This is a genomic window from Bradyrhizobium sp. S3.7.6 (assembly GCF_054061875.1).
On record NZ_JBSSEQ010000001.1, the window covers coordinates 2,081,644 to 2,103,343 of the forward strand.

Here is a 21,700-nt window from a genome sequence, read left to right on the forward strand (position 1 = left end):
GACGTGCCCCGTGACAGGGCTGCGAGGTTAGAGCAGGCGTGGACAACCCGCAATTGTCCACGTCGTCGCTCGAACGCCCTGCTTGCGGCGACGCGATGCGTCCGGGAGCGATTTCGAGCGAAGTGGATACCGGTTGGCGTAAAGAAAACGCGTCAAAACAAGAATCGAGAGCCCCGTTCCGATTGCATCGGAACGAGGCTCTCGATTGTCAGGACTTCACCGCGCCTGCCGTGAGCCCGCCCACCATGTAGCGGCGGAAGGCGTAATAGACCGCGGCCGGCGGCAGCGCGTAAATGAAGCCGGTGGTCATCAACAGCTCCCAGGGCGAATCGTCGGCAGCGAGGAAGTTGCCGAGCGCGACGGGGAGGGTGATCTCGCGGTCGTTGGACAGAAGCAGGAACGCGTAGAGATATTCGTTCCAGGCGAGCAGCACCGCATAGGTGCCGATCGCGACCAGCGAGGGCATCATCAGCGGCAGGTAGACCAGGCGGAAGATCTGGAGCGTCGTGGCGCCGTCCATCACCGCGGCCTCGTCCAGCTCGACAGGCAGCTTGTCGGAGGCCTGCTTGAGCACCCAGATCGCGTAGGGGCTAGCAATCGTCACCATGGCCAGGATCAGCGACCAGTGATTGTTGAGCAGGCCGTAATTGCCCATGGTGCGGTACATCGGCACGGCGAGGAACGCCGCGGGGATGAAATAGGTGAAGAGCGCGAGGTTCAACACGGTGCGGCCGCCCGGCACCTTCAATCGCGAGATCGCGAACGCCGCGGCGGTGGCGATGAACAGCGTCATCACGCCGACGGAGACCGCGATCACCGTCGAGTTCCAGAACTGGATGTAGAAGTCGCGCAGGAAGTAGTGCTGCTGCTTGAACACGATCTCGAAGTTGTGGAGCGTCGGATGATCCGGCCACAGCTTGCCCGAGAACGCGTCCTCCTTCGGGGAGATCGCGAACAGGAACATGTGGTAGATCGGAATCATCGTCCACAGGAAGACGGGAATACCGATCAGCAGCAGCCGCGCTTCGACCGCGACGTCGCGCCAGGAAAATTCGCTTACGCCGGGAAGCTTCATCGCGACAACCGTTTCATCATAAAGTACACGAGCGGCAGGACGAACGGCATCGCGCAGACGATGGAGGCCATCGCGAGCGAGAGCTGGTCGAGCCGGAGATAGCGGATACCGAGCGTCGCCAGCACGTGCGTGAGGTCAGCCGGGCCACCGCCGGTGAGCAGATAGACGCTGTTGAAATCGCCGAGCGTCCAGATCATCGAGAGCAGTGTGCAGGTGATGTAGAGCGTCTGCATCGACGGCCAGGTGATGTAGCGGAATTTCTGCCACCAGCTCGCACCATCGACCTCGGCGGCCTCGAACAGATCGTGCGCGATCGCAAGGCGTCCGGTGATCAGGATCAGCGTCCAGAACGGCAGTGATTTCCAGATGTGCACGCCGATGGCCATGCTCAGCGCCACGGTCGGGTCGTTCAGCCAGTTCGGGCCGTCATCGCCGGTGAGGGAGAAGATGAGGTGGTTGACCACGCCCCATTCGGGATTGAACATGAAGCGCACCGACAGGATGGTCGGGATCGACGGTACCGCCCAGGGCAGGATGAAGATCACCGAGAGCCATTTGATCCAGGTGCGCTGCTGCGCGAAGAAGCCGGACAGGAACAACGCGATCAGCATCTTGATGTTGATGCCGATGACCAGGAAGATCAGCGTGTTGACCGCGGCGCGCGCGAAGATCGGATCGTGAAACAGCGCGACATAATTCGACGGGGCCCGCGCCAGCCACAGCCCGTAGCAGACGGGATAGACGACGAAGGCGAGGAAAACGAGCAGATAGGGCGCGAGCAGCACGATGCCCCAGACCTGCGCCGGGGTCAGCCGCGACGACAAGGGCGGAGCGGGCATCGACTGATCGCCAGAGAGCGTAATCGCCATTCTTCAGGACTCTTTGAAAGGACTTCCGGCCGCACGAGGCGGCCGGTATTAGCGTTTCGCCTCTCCCCGCGCCAGCGGGGAGAGGAAGAAAGAGGATTTAGCCTGCAACCTGCTTGATGCGGGCGATCAGCTCGTCGACGGCCTTGTCGACCGGGACCTTTTCGCTGACGACCCGGTTCATCGCCTTGGCCCAGACGTTCTCGTTGTTGAGGATCGTGAACTTCCAGTTCTTGGTGAAGTCGAACGCGGCGGTACCGCCGGTGAACTGGGCGTAGACCGCCTTGCGATGCTTGTCGGCCTGCCAGAACGGGCTGGCCTGGCTTTCCTTCGTCACCGGGAACCAGCGGCCGAGCGCGCCCTCGATATAGGGACGAACATTCTCTTCCTGGAGCAGGAAGCTGATGAACTGCTTGGCCTCGGCCTTGTTCTTGGCCGCGGTGAACACCAGCCCGGTCTTGACGTCGGAGCGGTAGCGGATGGTCGAACCGTCGGGCGCCTTCGGGAAGGACGCCGTGACGATGTCCTGCTCATAGGCCTTCTTGCCGGCGTCGCGTTGCTCCTGCGTGAGCGCCTGATTCTGCGAGTCCTCGAACCACTTCGCCGCGATCGAGATCGTGAAGTTGTGGGTCATCACGATGGTCTTGTTGTGGAAGGCGACGTTGTTGTCGGGGTCCTTCCAGGTTGTGGAGGAGGGCGGCGTGCAGCCCTTGATATAGGTGTCGGTGTAATCCTTCAGCGCGCTGATCAGATTCTCGCGCACCTTGGGATCGTCGACCAGGAGCTTGCCGTCGTCGTCGACCAGCTTGACGTGGTAGGCGTCCATGAAGGTGTAGAACGACTGGAAGGCGTCGGTGGATTCAACGCCCATCGGCTGGCCGACGCCGTAGATGCGCTGGCCGGTGGCTTTACGGATACCCGGCTGCACCTTGTCGCACCAGAACGTCCAGTAGCCCGCCCAGTCGGTCGGGATGTCGGCGAGCTTGAAGCCGGCCTTCTCCAGCATGTCGTTCCAGATCTCGACATGCATGCTCTGCTGCTTCAGCGGGAAGCCGTAATAGGCCTTCTTCTTGGTGACGTCGTTATAGAGGATCGACGCGTCCAGCGTGTTCTGCACGAACCGGCCCTTGATCGGCTCCATGACGTCCGTGAGGTCCTCGAGCTTGCCCTCATAGGCCCACTTGCCCTGCGCCTGCACGTCGTAGGAATCGGAATAGGCGACATCGGGCACAGTGCCGGCATCGAGCGCGGCCACCGTCTTCGGAATCATGTCCTGGATCGCGTACTGCGACAATTCGACCTTGATGCCGGTCTTGGCTTCGAACTTCTTGATCGTCTCGATCAGTGCGTCGTCTTCGGACCGATAGAAGCCCTTGCCCCACCAGACCGTGATCGTTTTCTGCTGCGCAAAGGCGGGTGCAGTGGCCGCAAAAAGCCCAACCGCAGCGACCGCCAATGAAACTGCGCCAATAACCTTGGATCTCACGTTTTTCTCCCTCAAACGGCCGGTGTTTTTAACCGGTCGTATAAAACACTAGCGCATGGCCGTCAGCCGATCTAGCGGCATCTTGTCAGACATAGGTCGTGGGGTGTCGGGCCAGCGGAGATGCTTAATCCGCGCATCGATCCAATCGCCGCATCAATTCGGCCGGATCAATTCGCGATGGTCCGGCAGCGCCGGACGATCGCCGTCCTCAGTTGGACTTCGCGTTGTCCTTGGCGTTATCGGCCGTCGGCGAATCTGTCGGCGCAGGGTGCTTCTCGCCGGTGATCCGCCGCTTCAGGAGGTCCAGGAAGGGGGACGCCGCAGGCGACTGGCGGATCAGGCTTTCAGGGTCGGGGAAGATCAGCGGATCATCCCAGGGACCCTGCACCATGAAGGGCAACTGAAAGCCGGACGTCGTATTGAGGCTCGCCACGCCCTTCATGTCGTATTCGCGCGTCGGCACCGAGGCAGTGCCCGTCAGCGTGATCTTCGCAGCCGGCCCCTCGATGCGGATGTCCTCGGCGGTGGCGACCCCATCGGAGAATTTCACCGCGATGGTGAGAGTGTCATAAGGGGTCGAGCCGTTGCGGAAATTGCCGCCGCCCGACAGCGGCCGCCGCTCCAGCCGCTTCAGGAGCTGCTCGGCGTTGAAGCCCGAGATCGCACCGTCGTGCCCGGTCACGGTGGCAGTGCCGTCGAGCGACTGCACGAGGCCGAACGGGCTGGAGCCGGAGGCCAGCAGCGAGACGTTGATGTTGCCGCGGCCGGACAGCTTGTTGAGGCCGAACAATTCGGAAGCGCAGGCCTGAAGATCGACATCGGTGAACTGGAATTGCGCCTTGACGTCGGCGACGGTGTCGGAGCGCGCGATCCCGAACGAGCCCTTGGCGATGCCGCCATAGACCTGGGCTTCGCCGACCGAGAGCGCCAGCGTGCCGTTGCGCAGATTGGCGCCGATCGCGGTGCGGCCGAGCTTCGACGACCCGACTGTCAGCCTGGCTGCCGACAGGCGCATGTCGAGGTCGGTGGTCGAAAGCCCGTTGAGATCGAACAGCTGCCTGTTCCAGTCGCGGGCGCCGCTGGCGAGCAGGCGGAAGGTCGAGATATAAGGTGTGAAGTCGAGCGCGTCGGCGGCAAGCGTCGCTTGCAGCGTCTGCCGGCCGTTATTGGCGTAAGTCATCACGCCCTCGGCGGTGTTGCCGTCGAGCTCGACATTGACGTTGGTGAGCGCGATCGAGGCGCCGACGACATTGGCGCGCGCCTTCAGCGCGAAGCGGCCGAAGCCGCCGCTGCCGGGCTGCGGCTGACCGGTCCAGCGCAGCGCGTTGCGCAAGGACGGGCTGTCGATGGTGAGCGTGCCTTCCATCATCGGGCTGGTGCGGTTGGCGACGCTGCCGTCGAAGGCAAGCTTGAGCGGGGCGCTGGCGATCCGCGCCTTCAGCCCGGAGCGGTCGCCGGAGAGGGCGGCGACGAAATCGGCGAAGCTGATCGAGCCGTCGACGCGCTCGCCGCGCCAGTCGAACTGTCCGGTCGCGGCGAAGGACCGCGAGATCGAGGGCCAGGCCAGCGACAGGTCGATGTCCTCGAACTTCTCGGCGGCGTGGGTGGTGGCGTCCTCGTAATTGAGCACACCGTCCTGGATCCTGATCTCGGAGAACGACACCTGGTTCTCGGCGCCCGGCTTCATGGTGCGCGCAATGGTCTGGATGAAGGGCGTCCAGTTGCTTTCGCCGTCCTGCTTCAGGCTGACATGGATGCGCGGCCGCAGCAGGGTCAGGTCGGCGATCTCGAACCGCTGCAGCAGCAGCGGCAGCAGCCGGAGATTGGCGGTGAGCACGTCGACATGGAGCGCGGGATCGCTGGTGCCGCCGCCCTTCAGGCCGACGTCATGGAACGAAATGTAGCTCGCCGGCAGCAGCGAAATGTCGATGCTGCCTGCCACGCTGAGCTCGAGCCCGGTGACGTCGCGGATCTGCGTTTCCACCGCCTTGCGCAGCGCGTCGCGGTTGATGAGCCAGGAGGTCGCGATCAGGGCGATCAGCGCGAGGCCGAGCAGCGCCGCGATCGGCGTCCCGAGGCGCTTCATTCCTTGGGCCATGGTCAATGGCATGTCCTGATCGGGTTGGTCGCGGGAGCCAGAAGGGCGGACCGGAAACCTGCGTGCCCACGCCCAACCCCCGCAACTTGATGGGTTTTCTTGTCGCTTTCAAGGCCGCGGACGGGTCTGCCCACGGCGTGGGCAGCTTCTATCACCGGAGGACGGAACGGAGAACCCCGTATCATTGACGGCTTTGGACGATTTCGCCTAATAATCGCCGCCAATGAGGCGCGACGCCTGCCAGCCGAAGGTTCACCCGAAGGTTATTTGCATGAACAAGGTCTATCCCGACGCCAAGTCGGCTCTCGAAGGCGTTCTGAAAGACAACATGATGATCATGTCGGGCGGCTTCGGCCTCTGCGGCATCGCCGAGGAGCTGTCGGACGCAATCCGCGAGTCCGGCGTCAAGGGCCTGACGGTCGTCTCCAACAATGCCGGCGTCGACGGTATCGGCCTCAGCCGCCTGCTCGAAACCCGCCAGATCAAGAAGATGATCTCGTCCTATGTCGGCGAGAACAAGCTGTTCGCCCAGCAATTCCTGGCCGGCGAGCTGGAACTCGAATTCAATCCGCAGGGCACGCTGGCCGAGCGCATCCGCGCCGGCGGCGCCGGTATCCCGGCCTTCTACACCAAGACCGGCGTCGGCACGCTGATCGCCGAAGGCAAGGAAGTGAAGGAGTTCGACGGCGAGAAATACCTGATGGAGCGTGGCCTGTTCGCCGACCTCGCCATCGTGCACGCCTGGAAGGGCGACACCGCCGGCAACCTCATCTACCGCAAGACCGCGCGCAACTTTAATCCGATGATGGCGACCGCCGCCAAGATCACGGTGGCCGAGGTCGAGCATCTGGTTCCGGCCGGTGAACTCAATCCCGACCACATCCACACGCCCGGCATCTTCGTGAAGCGCATCGTCGAGGTCGGTACGGCCAAGAAGCGCATCGAATTCCGTAACACCCGCCCGCGCACCGCCGCTTAAGCGTCAGGAGACTCACATGGCCTGGACCCGTGAACAGATGGCTGCGCGCGCCGCGAAGGAACTGCGCGACGGCTACTACGTCAATCTCGGCATCGGCATCCCGACGCTGGTCTCGAACTTCATCCCCGATGGCGTCGATGTCAGCCTCCAGAGCGAGAACGGCATGCTCGGCATGGGCCCGTTCCCCTATGAGGACGAGGTGGATGCCGACCTCATCAATGCCGGCAAGCAGACCGTGAGCGAGCTGCCGTCGACCTCGTATTTCTCGAGCGCGGATTCTTTCGGGATGATCCGCGGCGGCCACATGGACCTGTCGATCCTCGGCGCCATGCAGGTGGCCCAGAACGGCGATCTCGCCAACTGGATGATCCCCGGCAAGATGGTCAAGGGCATGGGCGGCGCTATGGATCTCGTCGCCGGCGTCAAGCGCGTCGTCGTCGTGATGGAGCATTCGGCCAAGGACGGCTCGAAGCTGCTGAAGAAGTGCAACCTGCCGCTGACCGGCGAGCGCGTGGTCGACATGGTCGTCACCGATCTCGCGGTCTTCACCATCGACAAGCACGGCGACGGCGGCATGGCGCTGATCGAGCTCGCCGACGGCGTCTCGCTCGACGAGGTCAAGGCCAAGACCGAAGCCGAATTCCGCGTCGCGCTGAAGAATACGTAAGGTCGTCGCAACGGGGGCGCGCATGACGATACGGTCTGCGCGTCCCGAAGACGCCGATTTCATCGCACAAACCATCCTGTCGTCGCAGCGCGGCTATCGGCCGCGCGGTTGGTTCGACGTCGCGCTCGGCTGGCCCCAGGCACAGTGCCGCGATTTCATCGCGCGCATCGCGACCGCACATGCGGTGTCGATGTGGCATGTCTCGCAATTCCTGATCGCCGAGATCGATGGCAAGCCTGCTGCCGCGTTGTGCGCACTGCCGGCGGCCGGCACGGGGCCTGCGGCCTGGCGTGCCATCGAGGAGGTCGGTGCCGCGACCGGGCTTGCCGCGCCGGAGCTGGAAGCCATCCGTCGCCGCGGCACCTACACGCGCGCCTGCTGGGTTCAGGGCGGCGAGGGTGATTGGATGATCGAGCACGTCGCGACCGATCCCGCCTATGGCGGTCGCGGCCTCGTGCAGGCGTTGCTTGCGCTCGCACTGGATAAGGGACGAGCGGCCGGATTTGCCCGCGCGACGATATCGTTCCTGATCGGCAATCAGCCGGCTGAACGCGCCTACGCCAGGGCAGGATTTGTCTTCGCAGAAGAGAAGCGCGATCCCGCGTTCGAGGCGATCATCGGCGCGCCCGGATTTCGCATGTTTGCGCGAACGATGTGATGCGCCGTAGCCCGGATGGAGCGTAGCGAAATCCGGGGTGCTCGTGGATGGTCCGATCCCGGATTGCGCTGCGCTCCATCCGGGCTACTCGGCGATACCTACGACCTTGCCGCCCACACCTTGCCCCACCGCGCCGACACGCTTGCGACCCATGACGGCTCCTCGCGCACCAGGCGGAAGCCGAGATTGGCGGGCGGCACGCCCTGTGCGCAGCCGCCGGCGCGAGCGTCGCGGATGAAGTCGGTGACGTAGGCGCGGTGCGCACCCTCGGCGACGCGCACGCCGCAATTCACGGTGGGGCGGCCGGCCTTGCCGGCTGCGTCGATCCGCGAGCGCACGAAGCAGGTCGAGGTCCATTCCCAGACATTGCCGGCGAGATCTTCGATACCGTGCTCGTTGGTGCCGAACTTGCCGAACGGATAGGCCGTCGTGTCGGAGAGGTCGCGCTCGGATTCACGCTCGTAACGGCTGAGCCAGAGCTTTGAAGGATCGTCTGCGTCCACAGGCGCGCCGTCGTCCCTGAACCGGGAGCCGGCCGCAAAGGCCCATTCCGCGTCGCTCGGCAGGCGATAGGTGTGGCCGGTCTTGCGCGACAGCCAGCCCGCATAGGCCTGCGCATCGTGCCAGCTCACCTGGACCGCGGGACGATCGGACGCAATCGCGACGCCACGATCGAGCGCGCGGCACGCGCTATCCTGCACGCAAAGCTGATAGTCGGATGACGAGACCTGGTGCCGCATGATGTGCAGCGGCCGGTTGAAGCGCATCGCGCGCAGCGGCACTTCGGCCTGCAGCCCCGCGCGGGTGAAATCGCCGGCCTCGCGATAGGAGAGATTACCCGGCGCGACCCTGACGATCGCAGGCTCCGTCGCCGTGCCATGGACCGCCATGTCCGAGACCAGCGGCGCCACGGCGATCGGCCCTGCGAGCCCTGCGGCGCAGGCGAGCAGCAGTTTCAGCTTGAATGCGATCAGCATGGTCGTCCCCCGAAGAAGGAAGGGGCCGGCGATGACCGGCCCCCTGTCGCGTCTAGTTGGTGTTGGGAGCCGGTATCTCCGCGGGCGCCTTCACCTGGGTCATCAGATCGTCGTTCCACTTGCCTTCGACCTTGAAGTGCGCGGTGGCGCCGAGGTCGGCTGCCTCGATCAGATTATGCGTGACATAGGCGTAGATGCCGGGCTGCAGGAACTTGTAGAGCGCAGCTCCCGCCGAGCCGCCGCGGATGAACCAGGTCTCGAGGCCCGTCTCCGGCGCGTTGGAGAATTTTCCGGTCTCCCAGACATAGTCGCCATGGCCGCCGATCAGGTGCGGACGGCTGTCGCGATTGGCCTGCGAATGCACGATCAGCACGTTCTCGCCGACCTTGGCCGTCAGCGCGTTCTTGCCGGTGAGCGCGCCGACCTTGCCGTTGAACACGACATGGGAGGGGATCAGCTTCTTCATCACCTCTTCGGTCTCGGTGAAGGCCTCGCCCGGCGAATCGTAGGACTTGAAGTTGCCCTTCTCGTCGCGCGGTACATACATGTCCTGCTCGCCGACATAGTAGACCTTGTCGTATTTCAGCGCATGGCCCTTGCCGTCGTTCAGTCCGTCGCGCGGCAGCACCATCACCGCGCCGTTCATGCCGGAGACGACATGCCAGGGGATCATCGGGCCGCCCGGGGCGCAGTGATAGACGAACACGCCCGTCCGCGTTGCCTTCCAGCGCAGCACGACCTGCTCGCCGGGATTGACCAGCGTGAGCTCGGCGCCGCCGAGCGCGCCGGTCGCGGAGTGGAAGTCGATGTTGTGCGGCATGGTGTTGGTCGCGGGATTGACCAGCGTTACCTCGACGTAGTCGCCTTCATGCACGACCATCAGCGGGCCCGGCATCGAGCCGTTGAAGGTCATGGCCTGGAACGTGGTGCCCTTGTCGTCGATGACGACCTTCTTCTCCTCGATGTTGAGCTTGAACTCGACGATCTTGGGCCCCTGCGTCGTGGCCTGCTCGTGCGCGTGCACGAAGGGCGGGGCGACCAGCTCGACCTTCTGCCGCGGCAGCTTGAGATCGCCGGCGGCGAACGTGGGTGTCGCGAGCATCAGGGCGGTCGCGGCGGCGCTGATCAATGCGGCTCTGCGGGTGAACATCGGAAGCATCCTTCATCTGAAAGGGTTTTGATGACGGATGCAGTCTGCGCCTGTTACGGCAAGAGTGTTTGCGCTGCGACAAGCTTTTGCCGAATTCGCCTCCGGTAAAATCCTTAGGAGGTTTGCCGAAGCGCGTATCGGCCGTGCGAAGCACGCGGCGTCGCGTGATATCAGTCGCGCAAGCGGCAAATCGTTCGCATGTTCAACTATGCGCGATTGTGAATCTATGGTTGTCGATCAGAGAAGCTGGATCGCAATCCAGACCGTGCCCCAGACCGCGAGCGACAGCGCTGCAAAGATGGCGGCCGTGATCGCCAGCACCCGCACGAGATAACCTGCGCCGACGGCGGGTGCCGCGGGGGCGGGACGAAAATCGTCGAAGCGCGGGATATGACCGCGAGCGCCGGTGAGCCAGAGAACGAGATCGAGCGCGAGCGACGCCATGGCCTATCTCCAGTGAGTCATGATTGAACGTCATCATGGCCCCGATCCGGCGCTCGGACTTTGAGCGAGCGCAAGGTGGTCCGCCCGAAAACGGGTCATCCAATGCCATCCGGGATTTGCCGCGCCACCGCGCGGCATCGATTTACGAATGGGTAAGACATGAGGACAGATCTCGCAGCGAGCTACGGCGAAGAGAGATTGCCGCGCTACACGAGCTATCCGACCGCACCGCATTTCTCGCCGGCGGTCGGCCCGGATGCTTATGCCGAATGGCTCGCCGGGCTCCCGGCAGGCGCCAGCGCGTCACTCTATCTGCACGTGCCGTTCTGCCGCGAGATGTGCTGGTATTGCGGCTGCCATACCCAGATCGTTCGCCGCGACGGGCTCATTGCAGCCTATCAGCGGACGCTGCGCAGCGAGATCGCGCAGGTGTCTGAGACCATCGGTCGCCGCATCAAGGTCGAGCACATCCATTTCGGTGGCGGCACGCCGACCATCATGGCGCCGGAGGCTTTTGCCGAGTTGATGGCGGCGATGCGCCATTCGTTCTTCGTGCTGCCCTCGGCCGAGATCGCGGTCGAGATCGACCCGCGCACGCTGACATCAGAGATGGTGGAGGCCATGCGGCTCTCCGGCGTCAACCGCGCCAGCCTGGGCGTGCAGAGCTTCGATCCGGTCGTGCAGCGCGCGATCAATCGCGTGCAGAGCTATGAGCAGACGGCTTCCGTCGTCGATAGGCTGCATCGCGCCGGCATCAACGGGATCAACTTCGACCTCATCTATGGGCTGCCGCACCAGACCGTGGCGTCCTGCCTGGACACCGTTCGGCGCAGCCTCGAGCTCGGGCCCGATCGTTTCTCGGTGTTCGGCTATGCGCATGTGCCTGATTTCAAGAAGCACCAGCGCATGATCAACGAGGCCGTACTGCCCGACGGCCTCGCACGTCATGACCAGGCCTGCGCGATCGCCAATGCGTTGAAGGAGGCCGGCTACGTGCAGATCGGGCTCGATCATTTCGCGCGACCCGACGACGCCATGGCCGTGGCCTTCGAGGAACGGACGCTGCGGCGCAATTTCCAGGGCTACACCACCGACAAGGGCGAAGTCCTGCTCGGTTTCGGCGCGAGCGCGATCGGGCATCTGCCGCAGGGCTATGTGCAGAACCAGGTGCAGATCGGCGCCTACGCGCAGAGCGTGGCCGCCGGCCGCCTCGCCACCGCGAAGGGCTACGGGCTCACCGACGACGACCGGCTCCGCGCCGACATCATCGAGCGCATCATGTGCGAGTTCAGCGCCGATCTCGGCGACATCTGTGCGCGACATGGTGCGGAGCCCGAAGCGATGCTGCAATCGGCCGCGCGCCTAAAGCCGCTGATCTCGGACGGCATCGTCAGGCTCGACGGCGACCGTCTCGCGGTCGCAAGCGACTCGCGCTTCCTGGTGCGCAGTGTTGCAGCGGCGTTCGATGCGCATCTGGATCCGGGCAAGCAGTTGCACAGCAGGGCGGTGTAGTTCACCTCGCGCCGCCTACGGCAGGGACTTTTGCATATGAGCTTGGCGGGGTCTGAGCGAGCGCCTCGTCCTTCGAGACGACCGCTCCGCGGTCTCCTCAGGATGAGGCTGAGCGGCGGCTTTGCCTGTCGAAATAGTGACCACGTACTCCGTCCTCATCCTGAGGGCCCGCCGGAGGCGGGCGTCTCGAAGGATGGCTGCGGGCGAGCTTCCCGCCACGTTTTTTCTCATATGCGATAGCCCTGCCGCTTGCGGGGAGAGGGAGAAGCAACCACCAGCTTGCGCTTCAACAAAGAAGCTCGGACCCACCCGGCTATCGTCACTTCGGAACGGAGTTGTCCATGCCCTTCCGATCCGACGATCTGGTCGATGACATCATGCGAGCGGCACCGCACACGATCCGCGTGTTCCTCGCCTTCAGGATGGCCTGCGTCGGCTGTCCGATCGCGACCTTCCATACCGTGGAAGACGCCTGCCGCGAGCATGGCATCGATCGCGACAAATTCCTCGCTGCGCTGTGCGAATGCGTACCGGCGTGAGGCGAGTCGGAGTTCGCGCGGGTCGCGCGCGGACTCCCGGGTGAGGGCAGGCTTGCGCCGTAAGCGGAAGCGCCCTCACCCCTATCTTACGCAGAATTGCCGTCCGCCGTACGCTCCGCCAGCACGACGATCTTGTGCGGATCGCGCAGGATGATGCGCTGGCGGCCGCTCTCGACGAGGCCCTGGCTCTCCCAGCCGCTGAGGATGCGGCTGACGGTATGCAGCGTGGTGCCGGTCATCTGCGCGATGTCCTGGCGGCTAATCGGGAAGTCGATCTCGATGCCGTGGTCGAGCTTCTTGCCGGACTGTTTTGCGAGCCGCAGCAGCGCATGCGCGACGCGCTGCTCGACCTGCTGGGTCGACATTTCCAGGATGCGGGTATGGCTCTCCTGCAGTCGTGCGCCGACGGTTTGCAGCGTGTTGGCGGCGATTGCCGGAAACCGCTCGATCAGCCGCGGCCAGGCCGAATTCGGCCAGATCAGCACCACGCTGTCGTCGACCGCCATCGCGGTCGCCGGATAGTGCGCGGCTCCAATCGCCATCGCGAGCCCGAAGGTCTCGCCGGGGGCGACATAGCGCACCACGATCTGCTCGCCGGTCGGGGTGGTCTTGGCCGCGCGGACGTGGCCGTGCAGCAGCAGGAAGAAGGATTGCGCGTCGGCGCCCTGTTCGAAAATGGCGGTGTTCCTGGGGTACCGCGCCGAGCGGGCCTCGCGCAGGATTTCCTCGAGGTCCTCCGGCTTGACGCCTGAAAACAGCGGCAAATGCGCAACCAGCGATGTGTCGACCTTGGCCATTCTGCCTCCTTGGCGCTCGGAGTGTGATGGCACCTGTATTCGTCAGGCAGTTTGCGATAGCGCAAAACGGGCCGGCCGGACGGCAGTATTTTTCCAAATGACGATCCAGGTGACCGTCCGAATTCACAGGAGTTGCCCCCATGGCTGGCGCCCGATCCCGTAACTTTGAGGGCTGGCCGCTGTTTGCGAACAGCTTTCGGCCGTTTTTCCTGCTCGCCGCGATCCAGGCGGGGCTTTCTATCCTGGCCTGGCTGCCGATGTTCTACGGCGAATTGTCGGTGAGCTCTGCGTTCGCGCCGCGCGACTGGCACGTCCACGAAATGCTCTACGGCTTCCTGCCGGCGGTGATCACGGGATTCCTGTTCACGGCGATCCCGAACTGGACCGGGCGGCTGCCGATCCAGGGGACGTCGCTGGGCGCGCTGCTGACCGTGTGGCTGGCCGGACGTTTTGCAGTGACCCTGTCCGCCGATATCGGTTGGGCGTTCGCGCTCGTCGTCGATGCCGCCTTCCTGGCATTGGTCGTCGCTGCGGCCACGCGCGAAATCATCGCGGGCGGCAATTGGCGCAATCTGCCGGTGGTGGTGCTCGTGCTGGTGCTGCTCGCCGGTAACGTCGCCTTCCATCTCGAAGCGCACTTCGAGGGCGCGGCCGATGTCAGCATCCGCGTCGGCATCGGCGTGGTCGTGCTGCTGATCTCGCTGATCGGCGGCCGCATCATCCCGAGCTTCACCCGCAACTGGCTGGTCAAGTTCAATCCCGGCCGCCTGCCGGTGCCGTTCGGGCGCTTCGACGGCGCGATGATCGGATTGAGCGCGTTCGCGCTGATCGCATGGATCGTGGCGCCGCTGAACACGGTCACCGGCGCGGTGATGGCGCTGGTCGGCGTGCTGCACCTGGTCCGGCTTGCACGCTGGGCCGGCGATCGCACCACGCGCGAGCGGCTGCTGCTGATCCTGCATGTCGGTTATGTCTTCGTGCCGCTGGGCTTCCTGCTGCATGCCCTGGCTGTCTTCGGCGCGCTGCCGCCGAGCGCGGGCATTCACGCCTGGATGGCTGGTGCGGCCGGAACCATGACGCTCGCGGTGATGACCCGCGCGAGCCTCGGGCATACCGGACAGGCGTTGACGGCCTCGCCCGCGACGCAGGGGATTTACGCTGCGATCATCGTCGCGGCGCTGGCGCGGGTCGCTGCGGTGGTGCTGCCTGCGCATGGCGATGTCCTGCTGCACATCGCCGCCTGCGGCTGGATCGTCGCGTTCCTCGGCTTTGCGATTGCGTTCGGCCCGCTGCTCGCCGGCAGCCCCCGGCGCGCCCTTGCCATCATGGGCGTGCCCGCTCCGGCACGCTGAGCCTAGGCCGCGGACGCCGAGGGAACGCCGGCGCGCTTGGCCAGCGGCCGCACGCCCTTGCGCCATGCGGTGATGTTGCAGCCGAAGCGGCCACGGAACCAGCGCGCCATCGCGCTCTGCGCGGAGAAGCCGAGCTGGGTGGCGATATCGGCCAGCGGCCGGCCGGGGTCGTCGATCAGCTGGGTCACGAGATCGGCGCGCTGCGCGTCGAGGATCGCCGAGAAGCTGGTGCCCGATGCGGCGAGGTGCCGATGGATGGTGCGGCGGGTGCAGGCGAGATGCTCGGCCACGCGCTCGACCGTGCAGTCGCCGCTTGCGAGCAGGATGCGTACCACCTCGTCGACCTTCTCCTCCCAGCTTGCCGGCCGCGTCTCGATCGCCTCGATCCGCTTGCGCAGATAGCTCGCGATCAGCGGATGCGCGCTCGGAATTCGCCGCTCCATGTCATGCGCCGACAACAGGATCGCATCGTCATCGGCATTGAAGGTGACGCGGCAACCGAAGAAGTCGCGGTAGCGCTTGCGGTCGTGTGGCGGCGGATAATGCAGATGCACCTCGAGCGGCCGCCAGTCGCTGCTGAACAGCGACTGGATGATGCGGTGGACGCTGCCGAGCGCCATGTCGATCGACTGGCGCGGCGCGGTCGGCTGCCGGCCGCGCAAATGCAGTGTGACCGTCACGGTCTGCTTATCGCGCGTGACCTCAAGCTTCATGCCGTCGTGATGAACGTGGATGAAGCGCGAGAACGCTTCGATGGCCTCACTGACGGTCGCCTGTTCACGCACGATCAGGCCGACCGCGCCGAAATTGGTCAGCCCGCCGCGCTCGGCGAGCCGCAAGCCGAAATCTTCGGCACCCGATGCCTCTGCCGACAATTCGAGCAGCCGGCGCAGGCTGGTCACGGCAATGGGGGTATCGGGCTTGTCGAGCACGGCCAGTGGCAGCCTGACCTTGCGCATCATCTGTTTCGGGTCGAGCCCGACCGACCGGGCGACATCCGGGTAGTAGCTCAAGCCTGCGCTGCGCATGAGGTCGGTCATGCGACCCGTTCCAGTCAGCCATTCCCGCAGATGTCCCGAAATGTAAAGTTTCTGTCCCGATCCGTCAAATCCGGGAACAGGATGGAACATACATAAGGGAAACCGAAGCACGGGCGTGAATGCCGTGCGTATGACGACGCGGCGCGACGAAGCCCCGCTGCCGTCTCGGGCCATTTGACCAAGACATTGCTGGATCGGGATGATGCCGGGAAACATGCTTTCCAAGGGTGAGGTATTCGTCATTGAAACTGACGCGGCCTCCCGCGAACAACTTTCAATGGCGCTTCAACAGAGCGCCTATGACGTGATCTGCTTTGCCGACGGCGCGTCGCTGCTGTCGGAAGCCAAGGCCCGGATGCCGGCCTGCGTGTTGCTGGAGATGCCGCCGGATCGTTCCGCCCTCGACGTGCTCAAGCGCCTGCGCGAGGAGAACTGCATGGCGCCGGTTCTGGTGACCTCCGCGAACGGCAGCATCGCCATGGCGGTCGACGCGATCAAGAGCGGCGCGGCCGACTTCATCGAGAAGCCGTTCCGCACCCGCGACATCGTCGACCGGATCGATGCTGCCATCGACGAGTTCGCGCAGCCGGGTTCAAACCGGCAACGCTGGCTGCCCGGCTGCGAGCCCCTGACCGGGCGCGAAGTCGATGTGCTCGAGCACCTTGCTGCCGGCCTGACCAACAAGGAGATCGCCCGGCGCATACATCTGAGTGCGCGGACGGTCGAAGGCTACCGCGCAGGCATCCTGAAGAAGGCCGGCGCCCGCAACGTGACCGATCTGCTCCGCCGCATCTTCGGCCAGGGTTCGCCCACCCCGGTTTAAGGACCTAAGTTTAACGGCTTCGCCACGGGACGACGACACGTTCCGCGGCCTTGGTGCGGCCGCGGCGGCGCCCCACGGAAACCCCAATCGAACCAGTTCCTTCCCTGCCGCGTCCAACCATGTTGGCGAGGCATTTGATCGCACGCGTCCGGCTGGCGGCGCGGCGATACGGCAGGAGGGACTTTATGCGCATCACCGCAAGATGTCTGGCAACGACGAGCCTGGTTCTGGTGACCATGGCGACGGCGTCGCCATCATGGGCCGCCGATGTGGACGCCACATCGGCCATCGACACCGTCAGCGTCTATCCGGATGGCGCCACCGTCACCCGTGTCATCGCGCTGGACCTCGCCTCCGGCGACAGCACGCTGGTCGCCAAGGACTTTCCGCTCTCGCTCGATCCGTCCTCCCTCCGTGTCGAGGGCGAGGCGGGCGCAAAACTGACCATCGGGACCATCGACGCGCGGCCGCCGCGCGCGGCACAACCCGCCAATCTGCCCGAGCTCGATAAGCGCATCGAGGCGTTGAAGGATCAGCGCGCCGATGTGCAAGGCGATATCGACGCGGCCAACGCCCGGCGCAAATTCGCGCAGCACTTTGCGGAGGCTTCTCCCGCCGGCCTTGGCGAGAAGGGCGAGGCTCGGCCGATCACCGAATGGCGCGCGGCCTTTACCGCGGTCGCCGAGGAGATCGCGACCGCCGATACCGCGATCCGCGACGCCACGCGAAAGCAGCGCGAGATCGATCGGCAGCTCGCGCAACTTGAAGCGGAGCGTTCGGCCAAGCCGCCGAGCAAGCTTGAGGTTCGCATCGATGTTGCCGCCGCCGCCGCGACGAAGGCGACGTTGCGGGTGACTTATGCAGTCCGCAATGCGCGCTGGCTGCCGCTGTATGATGCCCGGCTCGACACCGGTGCCAAGGACCGCAAGCCGCAGCTCGAGCTGGTTCGCCGCGCCGAGGTGACGCAGTCGACCGGCGAAGACTGGTCGAACGTCAACCTCGGTGTTTCCACCGTTCGCGTCAGCCGCGGCGGTAGCGCACCGGAGCTGAATTCGCTGGTTGTGAGGTATCCGCAACTGCCGAAGCCGCTGGCAATGGGCACGGCGTCGGACATGGCGGTGCCCGCGCAGCCGATGACGCGGCAGGCGCAATCTCCGGCGATGGCGAAAGCTGCGGAGCCCGAGCTGCGTGAGCGCGCGGACGAGCAGCAGGCCAACGCCGAGATCGGCGATTTTCAGGCCGTGTATCAGATCAGCGGCCGCGTCAGCCTCGGTGCCAATGAGGGCGCCAAGAGCCTGCTCATCTCCTCCATGACGGTGACGCCCGACCTCGCCATCCGTGCCGCCCCGGTCGCGGATCCCACCGCTTACCTCGAGGCGTCATTCAAGCTTGCCGAGGATACCAATCTGCTGCCCGGCAAGGTCGCGATCTTCCGCGACGGCACGTTCGTCGGTCGCAGCAAATTCTCGACCGCCGCGCGGAACGACGCGATCCGGCTCGGCTTCGGTGCCGACGACAAGATCAAGATCGAGCGCACCGTCATCAGGCAGAACGAAGGCACGGCCGGGGTGATCGCGTCCTCCAAGACCGACACGCGTTCGTTCCGCACCGTCGTTCGCAACGGGCACGACTTCCCGATCCGCATCGCGATCGAGGATCAGCTTCCGGTCAGCGAGAACGAGGATATTGGCGTCGAGATGCTGTCCTCGACCACGCCGCCCACGACCACCAATCTGCGCGAAAGGCGCGGCGTGCTGGAATGGGCGTTCGACGCAAAACCCGGCGAGATCAAGGAGATCAAGTTCGCCTGGCGCGTCCGCTGGCCCAAGGACAAGGGCATAGTGATCGTGCCGGCGGGGTAATGCGCCCGGTCTGAACCGAGGCGCGGCGCCGTCTTCGTTACCTCTCTCCGCAAGCGGGGCGAGGGAGTGCATCTTCACCGCGGCGGCAGTTCGGCTCGCGCCGCCGCCCGCATCGATTGCGGCAGCACGTAGGGCACGCCGTCGTCGGCCTGATGAACGACGGCGTCGATTTCGAAGATGTCGCGAATGGTCTCGCGCGTGACGATTTCCGCGCGCGGGCCGTCGGCAGCGAGCTTGCCGCCGTTCAGGACGATGAGCCGGTCGGCGAAGCGGATCGCGAGGTTGAGGTCGTGCAGGATCGCGATGACAGCGGTGCCGCCTGCCGCGCGGCGGCGCGCGGCTTCGACGAGGTCGATCTGGTGGCGCAGGTCGAGGCTCGATGTCGGCTCGTCCAGCAGCAGGAGCCCCGGCCCATGCTCGGCCTCGCCGCAGGCGAGCTGCACCAGCACGCGGGCGAAATGGGTGCGCTGCTGCTCGCCGCCCGATAGCGTCGGCAATTGCCGTTCGCGGAAATGTGCGAGGCCAACCTCGTCCAGCGCGGCGTCGACGAGCGACACGGCATCGCGCAGGCTGCGGTCGCCCGCGCCCATCAGCACGATCTCCTCGACCGTGAAGGGGAAGGTGACGTTGATGTGCTGGGACAGCATCGCGCGGCGCGCGGCAAGCTCGCGCGGCGTATAACTGCTTATGTCGCGCTGCTTCAGGTGCACCTCGCCCTCGCTCGGGCGGAGATCGCCGGAGAGCAGCCGCAGCAGCGTCGACTTGCCGGCGCCGTTCGGGCCGATGATCGCGACCATCTCGCCGGCTTCAACCGATAGGCCGACACCATCGAGCAGCGTGGCGCGGCCGGCGCGCTTGCTTAAGCGTCGCGCCTCGATCACGGCGCTCATAGCGAGGCGAGCCCGCGCTGGCGCAGCAGGATGCCGAGGAAGACAGGCGCGCCGACCGCTGCCGTCAAGATGCCGATCGGCATCTCCGCGGGCGCCACGATCGTGCGCGCCAGCGTGTCGGCGCCGACCATCAGGATCGCGCCAAGCAGCACCGAGGCCGGCAGCAGCAGGCGATGCGCAGGTCCAATAACGAGACGGAGCAGATGCGGCACGACGATGCCGACGAAGCCGATGACGCCACTGATCGACACCGCGACCCCTGTCATGGCGGAGACCATGACGATCGAGATCCGCTTGAGACGCTCGACGTCGACGCCGCCGTGAAACGCGTCGGCCTCGCCGAGCACCAGCAGATCGAGGCCGCGGGCAATATACGCGCAGGCGCCGAGCCCGATGATGAGGATCGGCGCGAGCACGGCGGCCTTGGTCCAGGTCGCGCCGCTCATCGAGCCCAGCAGCCAGAATGTGATGTCGCGAAGCTGGCGGTCGTCGGCGATGAACACCAGAAGCCCGATGCCGGCATTGGTGATGGCAGTGATGGCGACGCCGGCGAGCAGGAAGATCGCGATCGAGGTCCGCCCCGCGCGGCTGGAGATGCCGTAAAGGATCGCGGTCGTGGCCAGCGAGCCCGCAAAGGCCGCGAGCGGCAACAGCTCGGTCTGAAGGAAGCGCAGCGTCTCGCCGAAGCGCGAATCGGTGAAGACGATTGCGCTTGCGGCCGCCAGCGCACCGCCGCTGGAGACGCCGACCAGCGCGGGATCGGCGAGCGGGTTGCGAAACAGTCCTTGCATGATGGCGCCCGCCGCGGCGAGCAGGCCGCCGACCATCGCGGTCGCCGCGATCCGGGGAATGCGGATCGACCACAACACGAGCTGGTCGCGCGTCGTCACGGCGTCGGCGGTGGTGTTGCCTGCGAGACCGAGCGCAGCAGGCAGCCGGGAGAGGGGAATGCCGGCCGCGCCCACGGTCAGCGCGACGATGGCGGTGGCCGCGAGGATCACCAGGAGCAGGGGAATGGCAATCGACGTAAATCGCCGTCCTGCGCCCGCACGTCGCGGGCTCCGCGAGTCCGTCCCGATCGCCACGCTCATTGCCGGCAATTCGCCGCCGACAGAGCCGACGTGAAGGCGCCGCCCTCGGCCAATGCCGGATAGAGCTTGACGGAGAGATCACGGGCCGCCGCGGCCGTGCGCGGGCCGAAGCCGAGCAGATAGAGCCCGTCCATCGTGATGAAGCTCTTGTTGGCCGCGACCGGCGTCAAGGCGAAGCCGGGATGGGCGTAGACCGCGTCGGCCTGCAGTGAATCCTTGCCGCGCTCGATCGACAGCACGACGTCGGGTTTTGCCGCGACGATCGCCTCGTCGCCGATGTTCTTGTAGCCGTCGTAATCCTCGACCGCGTTGGTGGCGCCTGCAAGCTGGATGATCTCGTCGGCGGCGGTCTTGTGACCGGCGACCATCGCCCGTCCGTTCAGGAGCGACATCACGAACATCACGCGGACCGGCTTCGTGACCTTGGCACGCAGTGCGCGCAGCTGCGCAAGATCCGTAGCCACTGCGGTGCTCAGGCATTCGGCGCGCGCATCGACGCCCATGGCATGGCCGACCAGCTTGATCTTCTCGATCAGGCCTTCCTCCGAGAAGGTCTCGGGCACCAGCACCAGCGGCACCTTCGCCGTCTCCAGGAGGTCCATGGTCTCGCGCGGGCCCGATCCCTGGATCGCCAGGATCAGGGTCGGGTTGAGGCCCAGCACGCCCTCGGCCGAAATCTGGCGCATGTAGCCGACATTGGGTTTGTCGTGCAGCGCCGCTGCCGGATAGAGGCTCGTGGTGTCGACGCCGACCAGGCGGCTCTCCAGCCCGAGCGCATAGAGGATCTCGGTAATGGCGCCGCCGATCGAGACCGTGCGGGCGAAGTCGGCAACGGCGACATCGCGATTGCGCGCATCATGCACCGTGATACCGGCGGCGTGCGCGGTCGAGGCGAGCGCGATGGTGCCGGTGAGCAGGAGGTTTGCGAGGGTGCGACAAAATGTCATTGCAGGTTACTTCGTCAGGATCAGCTTGTTCTGCGAGGTCAGGCGAAGGCGATAGGCGTCCTCGCCATGCGCGATGATGATCTCGCGCTCCGCCGCAAACAGCTCGCGGCTGTCGATCCGGCTCCCGCGTATGGTCAAACTTCTCGTTGTTGCAGAAGGGCTTTGTGTCGGCCCTGCCGCATCGCCGCTATTGTCTCCGGACGTTGCTGACATGGTAGGTGTGATGCGCTTTCGAAATTTCAGATGCGTCTTGTTTGTATAAGCGGCATCAGGCGCATTCCAACGGCGGCAATTTACAATCGATATAAACTGCAACCCGATGACATTGACCGTCAGGGTGTTGCCACGTAACCAAATGGAACAATGCGGGCCGGGGGGCCTGCACCAGAGAATAGCCAGCCAGTCGCTCGCCGCGCGAGCGCACGCCAGCCAAACAAGACATATCAT

The 21,700-nt window shown here is 65.1% G+C and carries 21 protein-coding genes; 8 read left to right on the top strand and 13 right to left on the bottom strand.

Features of this window, described 5'->3' with window-relative positions:
* Positions 1–208: 208 nt before the first annotated feature.
* The 4 genes from ACVJ5M_RS09850 to ACVJ5M_RS09865 all read right to left on the bottom strand — a co-directional run bounded on the left by ACVJ5M_RS09850 (position 209) and on the right by ACVJ5M_RS09865 (position 5,525).
* Positions 209–1,075 carry a carbohydrate ABC transporter permease gene (locus ACVJ5M_RS09850; protein ID WP_063981137.1) on the bottom strand — a complete coding sequence of 289 codons (867 nt, stop codon included), beginning with the start codon at positions 1,073–1,075 and terminating at the stop codon, positions 209–211.
* Positions 1,072–1,944 (bottom strand): carbohydrate ABC transporter permease, encoded by an 873-nt coding sequence (locus ACVJ5M_RS09855; RefSeq protein WP_063981138.1) that lies wholly within the window; start codon positions 1,942–1,944, stop codon positions 1,072–1,074. Before ACVJ5M_RS09855 ends, ACVJ5M_RS09850 begins: the two co-directional genes overlap by 4 nt.
* 97 nt (positions 1,945–2,041) lie before the next feature.
* Positions 2,042–3,427 carry an ABC transporter substrate-binding protein gene (locus ACVJ5M_RS09860; protein WP_063981139.1) on the bottom strand — a complete coding sequence of 462 codons (1,386 nt, stop codon included), beginning with the start codon at positions 3,425–3,427 and terminating at the stop codon, positions 2,042–2,044.
* Positions 3,428–3,635: 208 nt separating this feature from the next.
* Positions 3,636–5,525 (bottom strand): AsmA family protein, encoded by a 1,890-nt coding sequence (locus ACVJ5M_RS09865; protein ID WP_283018935.1) that lies wholly within the window; start codon positions 5,523–5,525, stop codon positions 3,636–3,638.
* A gap of 271 nt (positions 5,526–5,796) precedes the next feature.
* Here ACVJ5M_RS09865 and ACVJ5M_RS09870 point away from each other — a divergent pair, with 271 nt between their 5' ends.
* From ACVJ5M_RS09870 to ACVJ5M_RS09880, 3 genes are read left to right on the top strand one after another with little or no spacing between them, the layout of a single operon-like run.
* Complete coding sequence (locus ACVJ5M_RS09870; RefSeq protein WP_028151658.1) at positions 5,797–6,504, top strand: CoA transferase subunit A; 708 nt, start codon at positions 5,797–5,799, stop codon at positions 6,502–6,504.
* Between the two features lie 16 nt (positions 6,505–6,520).
* Positions 6,521–7,171 carry a 3-oxoacid CoA-transferase subunit B gene (locus tag ACVJ5M_RS09875; protein ID WP_011089829.1) on the top strand — a complete coding sequence of 217 codons (651 nt, stop codon included), beginning with the start codon at positions 6,521–6,523 and terminating at the stop codon, positions 7,169–7,171.
* A 22-nt stretch (positions 7,172–7,193) separates the two neighbouring features.
* Positions 7,194–7,829 (top strand): GNAT family N-acetyltransferase, encoded by a 636-nt coding sequence (locus tag ACVJ5M_RS09880; RefSeq protein ID WP_063981141.1) that lies wholly within the window; start codon positions 7,194–7,196, stop codon positions 7,827–7,829.
* Between the two features lie 98 nt (positions 7,830–7,927).
* Here ACVJ5M_RS09880 and ACVJ5M_RS09885 read toward each other — a convergent pair whose 3' ends face one another.
* From ACVJ5M_RS09885 to ACVJ5M_RS09895, 3 genes are all read right to left on the bottom strand, one after another.
* The gene (locus tag ACVJ5M_RS09885) at positions 7,928–8,806 is read right to left on the bottom strand and encodes an SUMF1/EgtB/PvdO family nonheme iron enzyme (protein WP_063981142.1); all 879 of its coding nucleotides are present in this window, start codon (positions 8,804–8,806) and stop codon (positions 7,928–7,930) included.
* 52 nt (positions 8,807–8,858) lie between these two features.
* On the bottom strand, positions 8,859–9,956 hold the full coding sequence (nirK, locus tag ACVJ5M_RS09890) for a copper-containing nitrite reductase (protein WP_063986094.1): 1,098 nt from the start codon (positions 9,954–9,956) through the stop codon (positions 8,859–8,861).
* A 237-nt stretch (positions 9,957–10,193) separates the two neighbouring features.
* Positions 10,194–10,400, bottom strand: coding sequence for a hypothetical protein (locus ACVJ5M_RS09895; protein ID WP_063981143.1), 207 nt, complete (start codon positions 10,398–10,400; stop codon positions 10,194–10,196).
* A gap of 159 nt (positions 10,401–10,559) precedes the next feature.
* On the opposite strand from ACVJ5M_RS09895, the gene hemN reads away from it, so the two are divergent.
* Both hemN and ACVJ5M_RS09905 read left to right on the top strand, forming a co-directional pair.
* Entirely contained in the window at positions 10,560–11,912 is a 1,353-nt protein-coding gene (gene hemN, locus ACVJ5M_RS09900) for an oxygen-independent coproporphyrinogen III oxidase (protein ID WP_063981144.1), read from the top strand.
* A gap of 341 nt (positions 11,913–12,253) precedes the next feature.
* Complete coding sequence (locus tag ACVJ5M_RS09905; RefSeq protein WP_014492467.1) at positions 12,254–12,451, top strand: DUF1858 domain-containing protein; 198 nt, start codon at positions 12,254–12,256, stop codon at positions 12,449–12,451.
* An 86-nt stretch (positions 12,452–12,537) separates the two neighbouring features.
* On the opposite strand, the gene ACVJ5M_RS09910 is transcribed toward ACVJ5M_RS09905, so the two are convergent.
* A complete protein-coding gene (locus tag ACVJ5M_RS09910) occupies positions 12,538–13,248 on the bottom strand; it encodes a Crp/Fnr family transcriptional regulator (RefSeq protein ID WP_039153608.1) in 711 nt (236 codons plus the stop codon).
* A 140-nt stretch (positions 13,249–13,388) separates the two neighbouring features.
* On the opposite strand from ACVJ5M_RS09910, the gene ACVJ5M_RS09915 reads away from it, so the two are divergent.
* Positions 13,389–14,600, top strand: coding sequence for an NnrS family protein (locus ACVJ5M_RS09915; protein ID WP_063981145.1), 1,212 nt, complete (start codon positions 13,389–13,391; stop codon positions 14,598–14,600).
* A gap of 2 nt (positions 14,601–14,602) precedes the next feature.
* Here ACVJ5M_RS09915 and ACVJ5M_RS09920 read toward each other — a convergent pair whose 3' ends face one another.
* On the bottom strand, positions 14,603–15,640 hold the full coding sequence (locus ACVJ5M_RS09920; RefSeq protein ID WP_063981146.1) for an AraC family transcriptional regulator: 1,038 nt from the start codon (positions 15,638–15,640) through the stop codon (positions 14,603–14,605).
* 202 nt (positions 15,641–15,842) lie between these two features.
* Here ACVJ5M_RS09920 and ACVJ5M_RS09925 point away from each other — a divergent pair, with 202 nt between their 5' ends.
* Both ACVJ5M_RS09925 and ACVJ5M_RS09930 read left to right on the top strand, forming a co-directional pair.
* A complete protein-coding gene (locus ACVJ5M_RS09925) occupies positions 15,843–16,463 on the top strand; it encodes a response regulator transcription factor (protein WP_063986095.1) in 621 nt (206 codons plus the stop codon).
* Positions 16,464–16,648: 185 nt separating this feature from the next.
* Positions 16,649–18,325, top strand: coding sequence for a mucoidy inhibitor MuiA family protein (locus ACVJ5M_RS09930; RefSeq protein ID WP_354099858.1), 1,677 nt, complete (start codon positions 16,649–16,651; stop codon positions 18,323–18,325).
* Between the two features lie 74 nt (positions 18,326–18,399).
* On the opposite strand, the gene ACVJ5M_RS09935 is transcribed toward ACVJ5M_RS09930, so the two are convergent.
* Genes ACVJ5M_RS09935 through ACVJ5M_RS09950 form a run of 4 tightly spaced genes read right to left on the bottom strand, consistent with a single transcriptional unit; the run spans position 18,400 to position 21,466 of the window.
* Entirely contained in the window at positions 18,400–19,215 is an 816-nt protein-coding gene (locus tag ACVJ5M_RS09935; protein ID WP_063981148.1) for a heme ABC transporter ATP-binding protein, read from the bottom strand.
* Positions 19,212–20,306: a FecCD family ABC transporter permease gene (locus tag ACVJ5M_RS09940; RefSeq protein ID WP_063981149.1), complete on the bottom strand. Its 1,095-nt coding sequence runs from the start codon at positions 20,304–20,306 to the stop codon at positions 19,212–19,214. Before ACVJ5M_RS09940 ends, ACVJ5M_RS09935 begins: the two co-directional genes overlap by 4 nt.
* Positions 20,303–21,253 carry a heme/hemin ABC transporter substrate-binding protein gene (locus ACVJ5M_RS09945; RefSeq protein ID WP_063981150.1) on the bottom strand — a complete coding sequence of 317 codons (951 nt, stop codon included), beginning with the start codon at positions 21,251–21,253 and terminating at the stop codon, positions 20,303–20,305. The genes ACVJ5M_RS09940 and ACVJ5M_RS09945 overlap by 4 nt, the downstream gene beginning before the upstream one ends.
* Before the next feature lie 6 nt (positions 21,254–21,259).
* Positions 21,260–21,466, bottom strand: a complete 207-nt coding sequence (locus ACVJ5M_RS09950) for a hemin uptake protein HemP (protein ID WP_063981151.1) — start codon at positions 21,464–21,466, stop codon at positions 21,260–21,262.
* Positions 21,467–21,700: the final 234 nt, after the last annotated feature.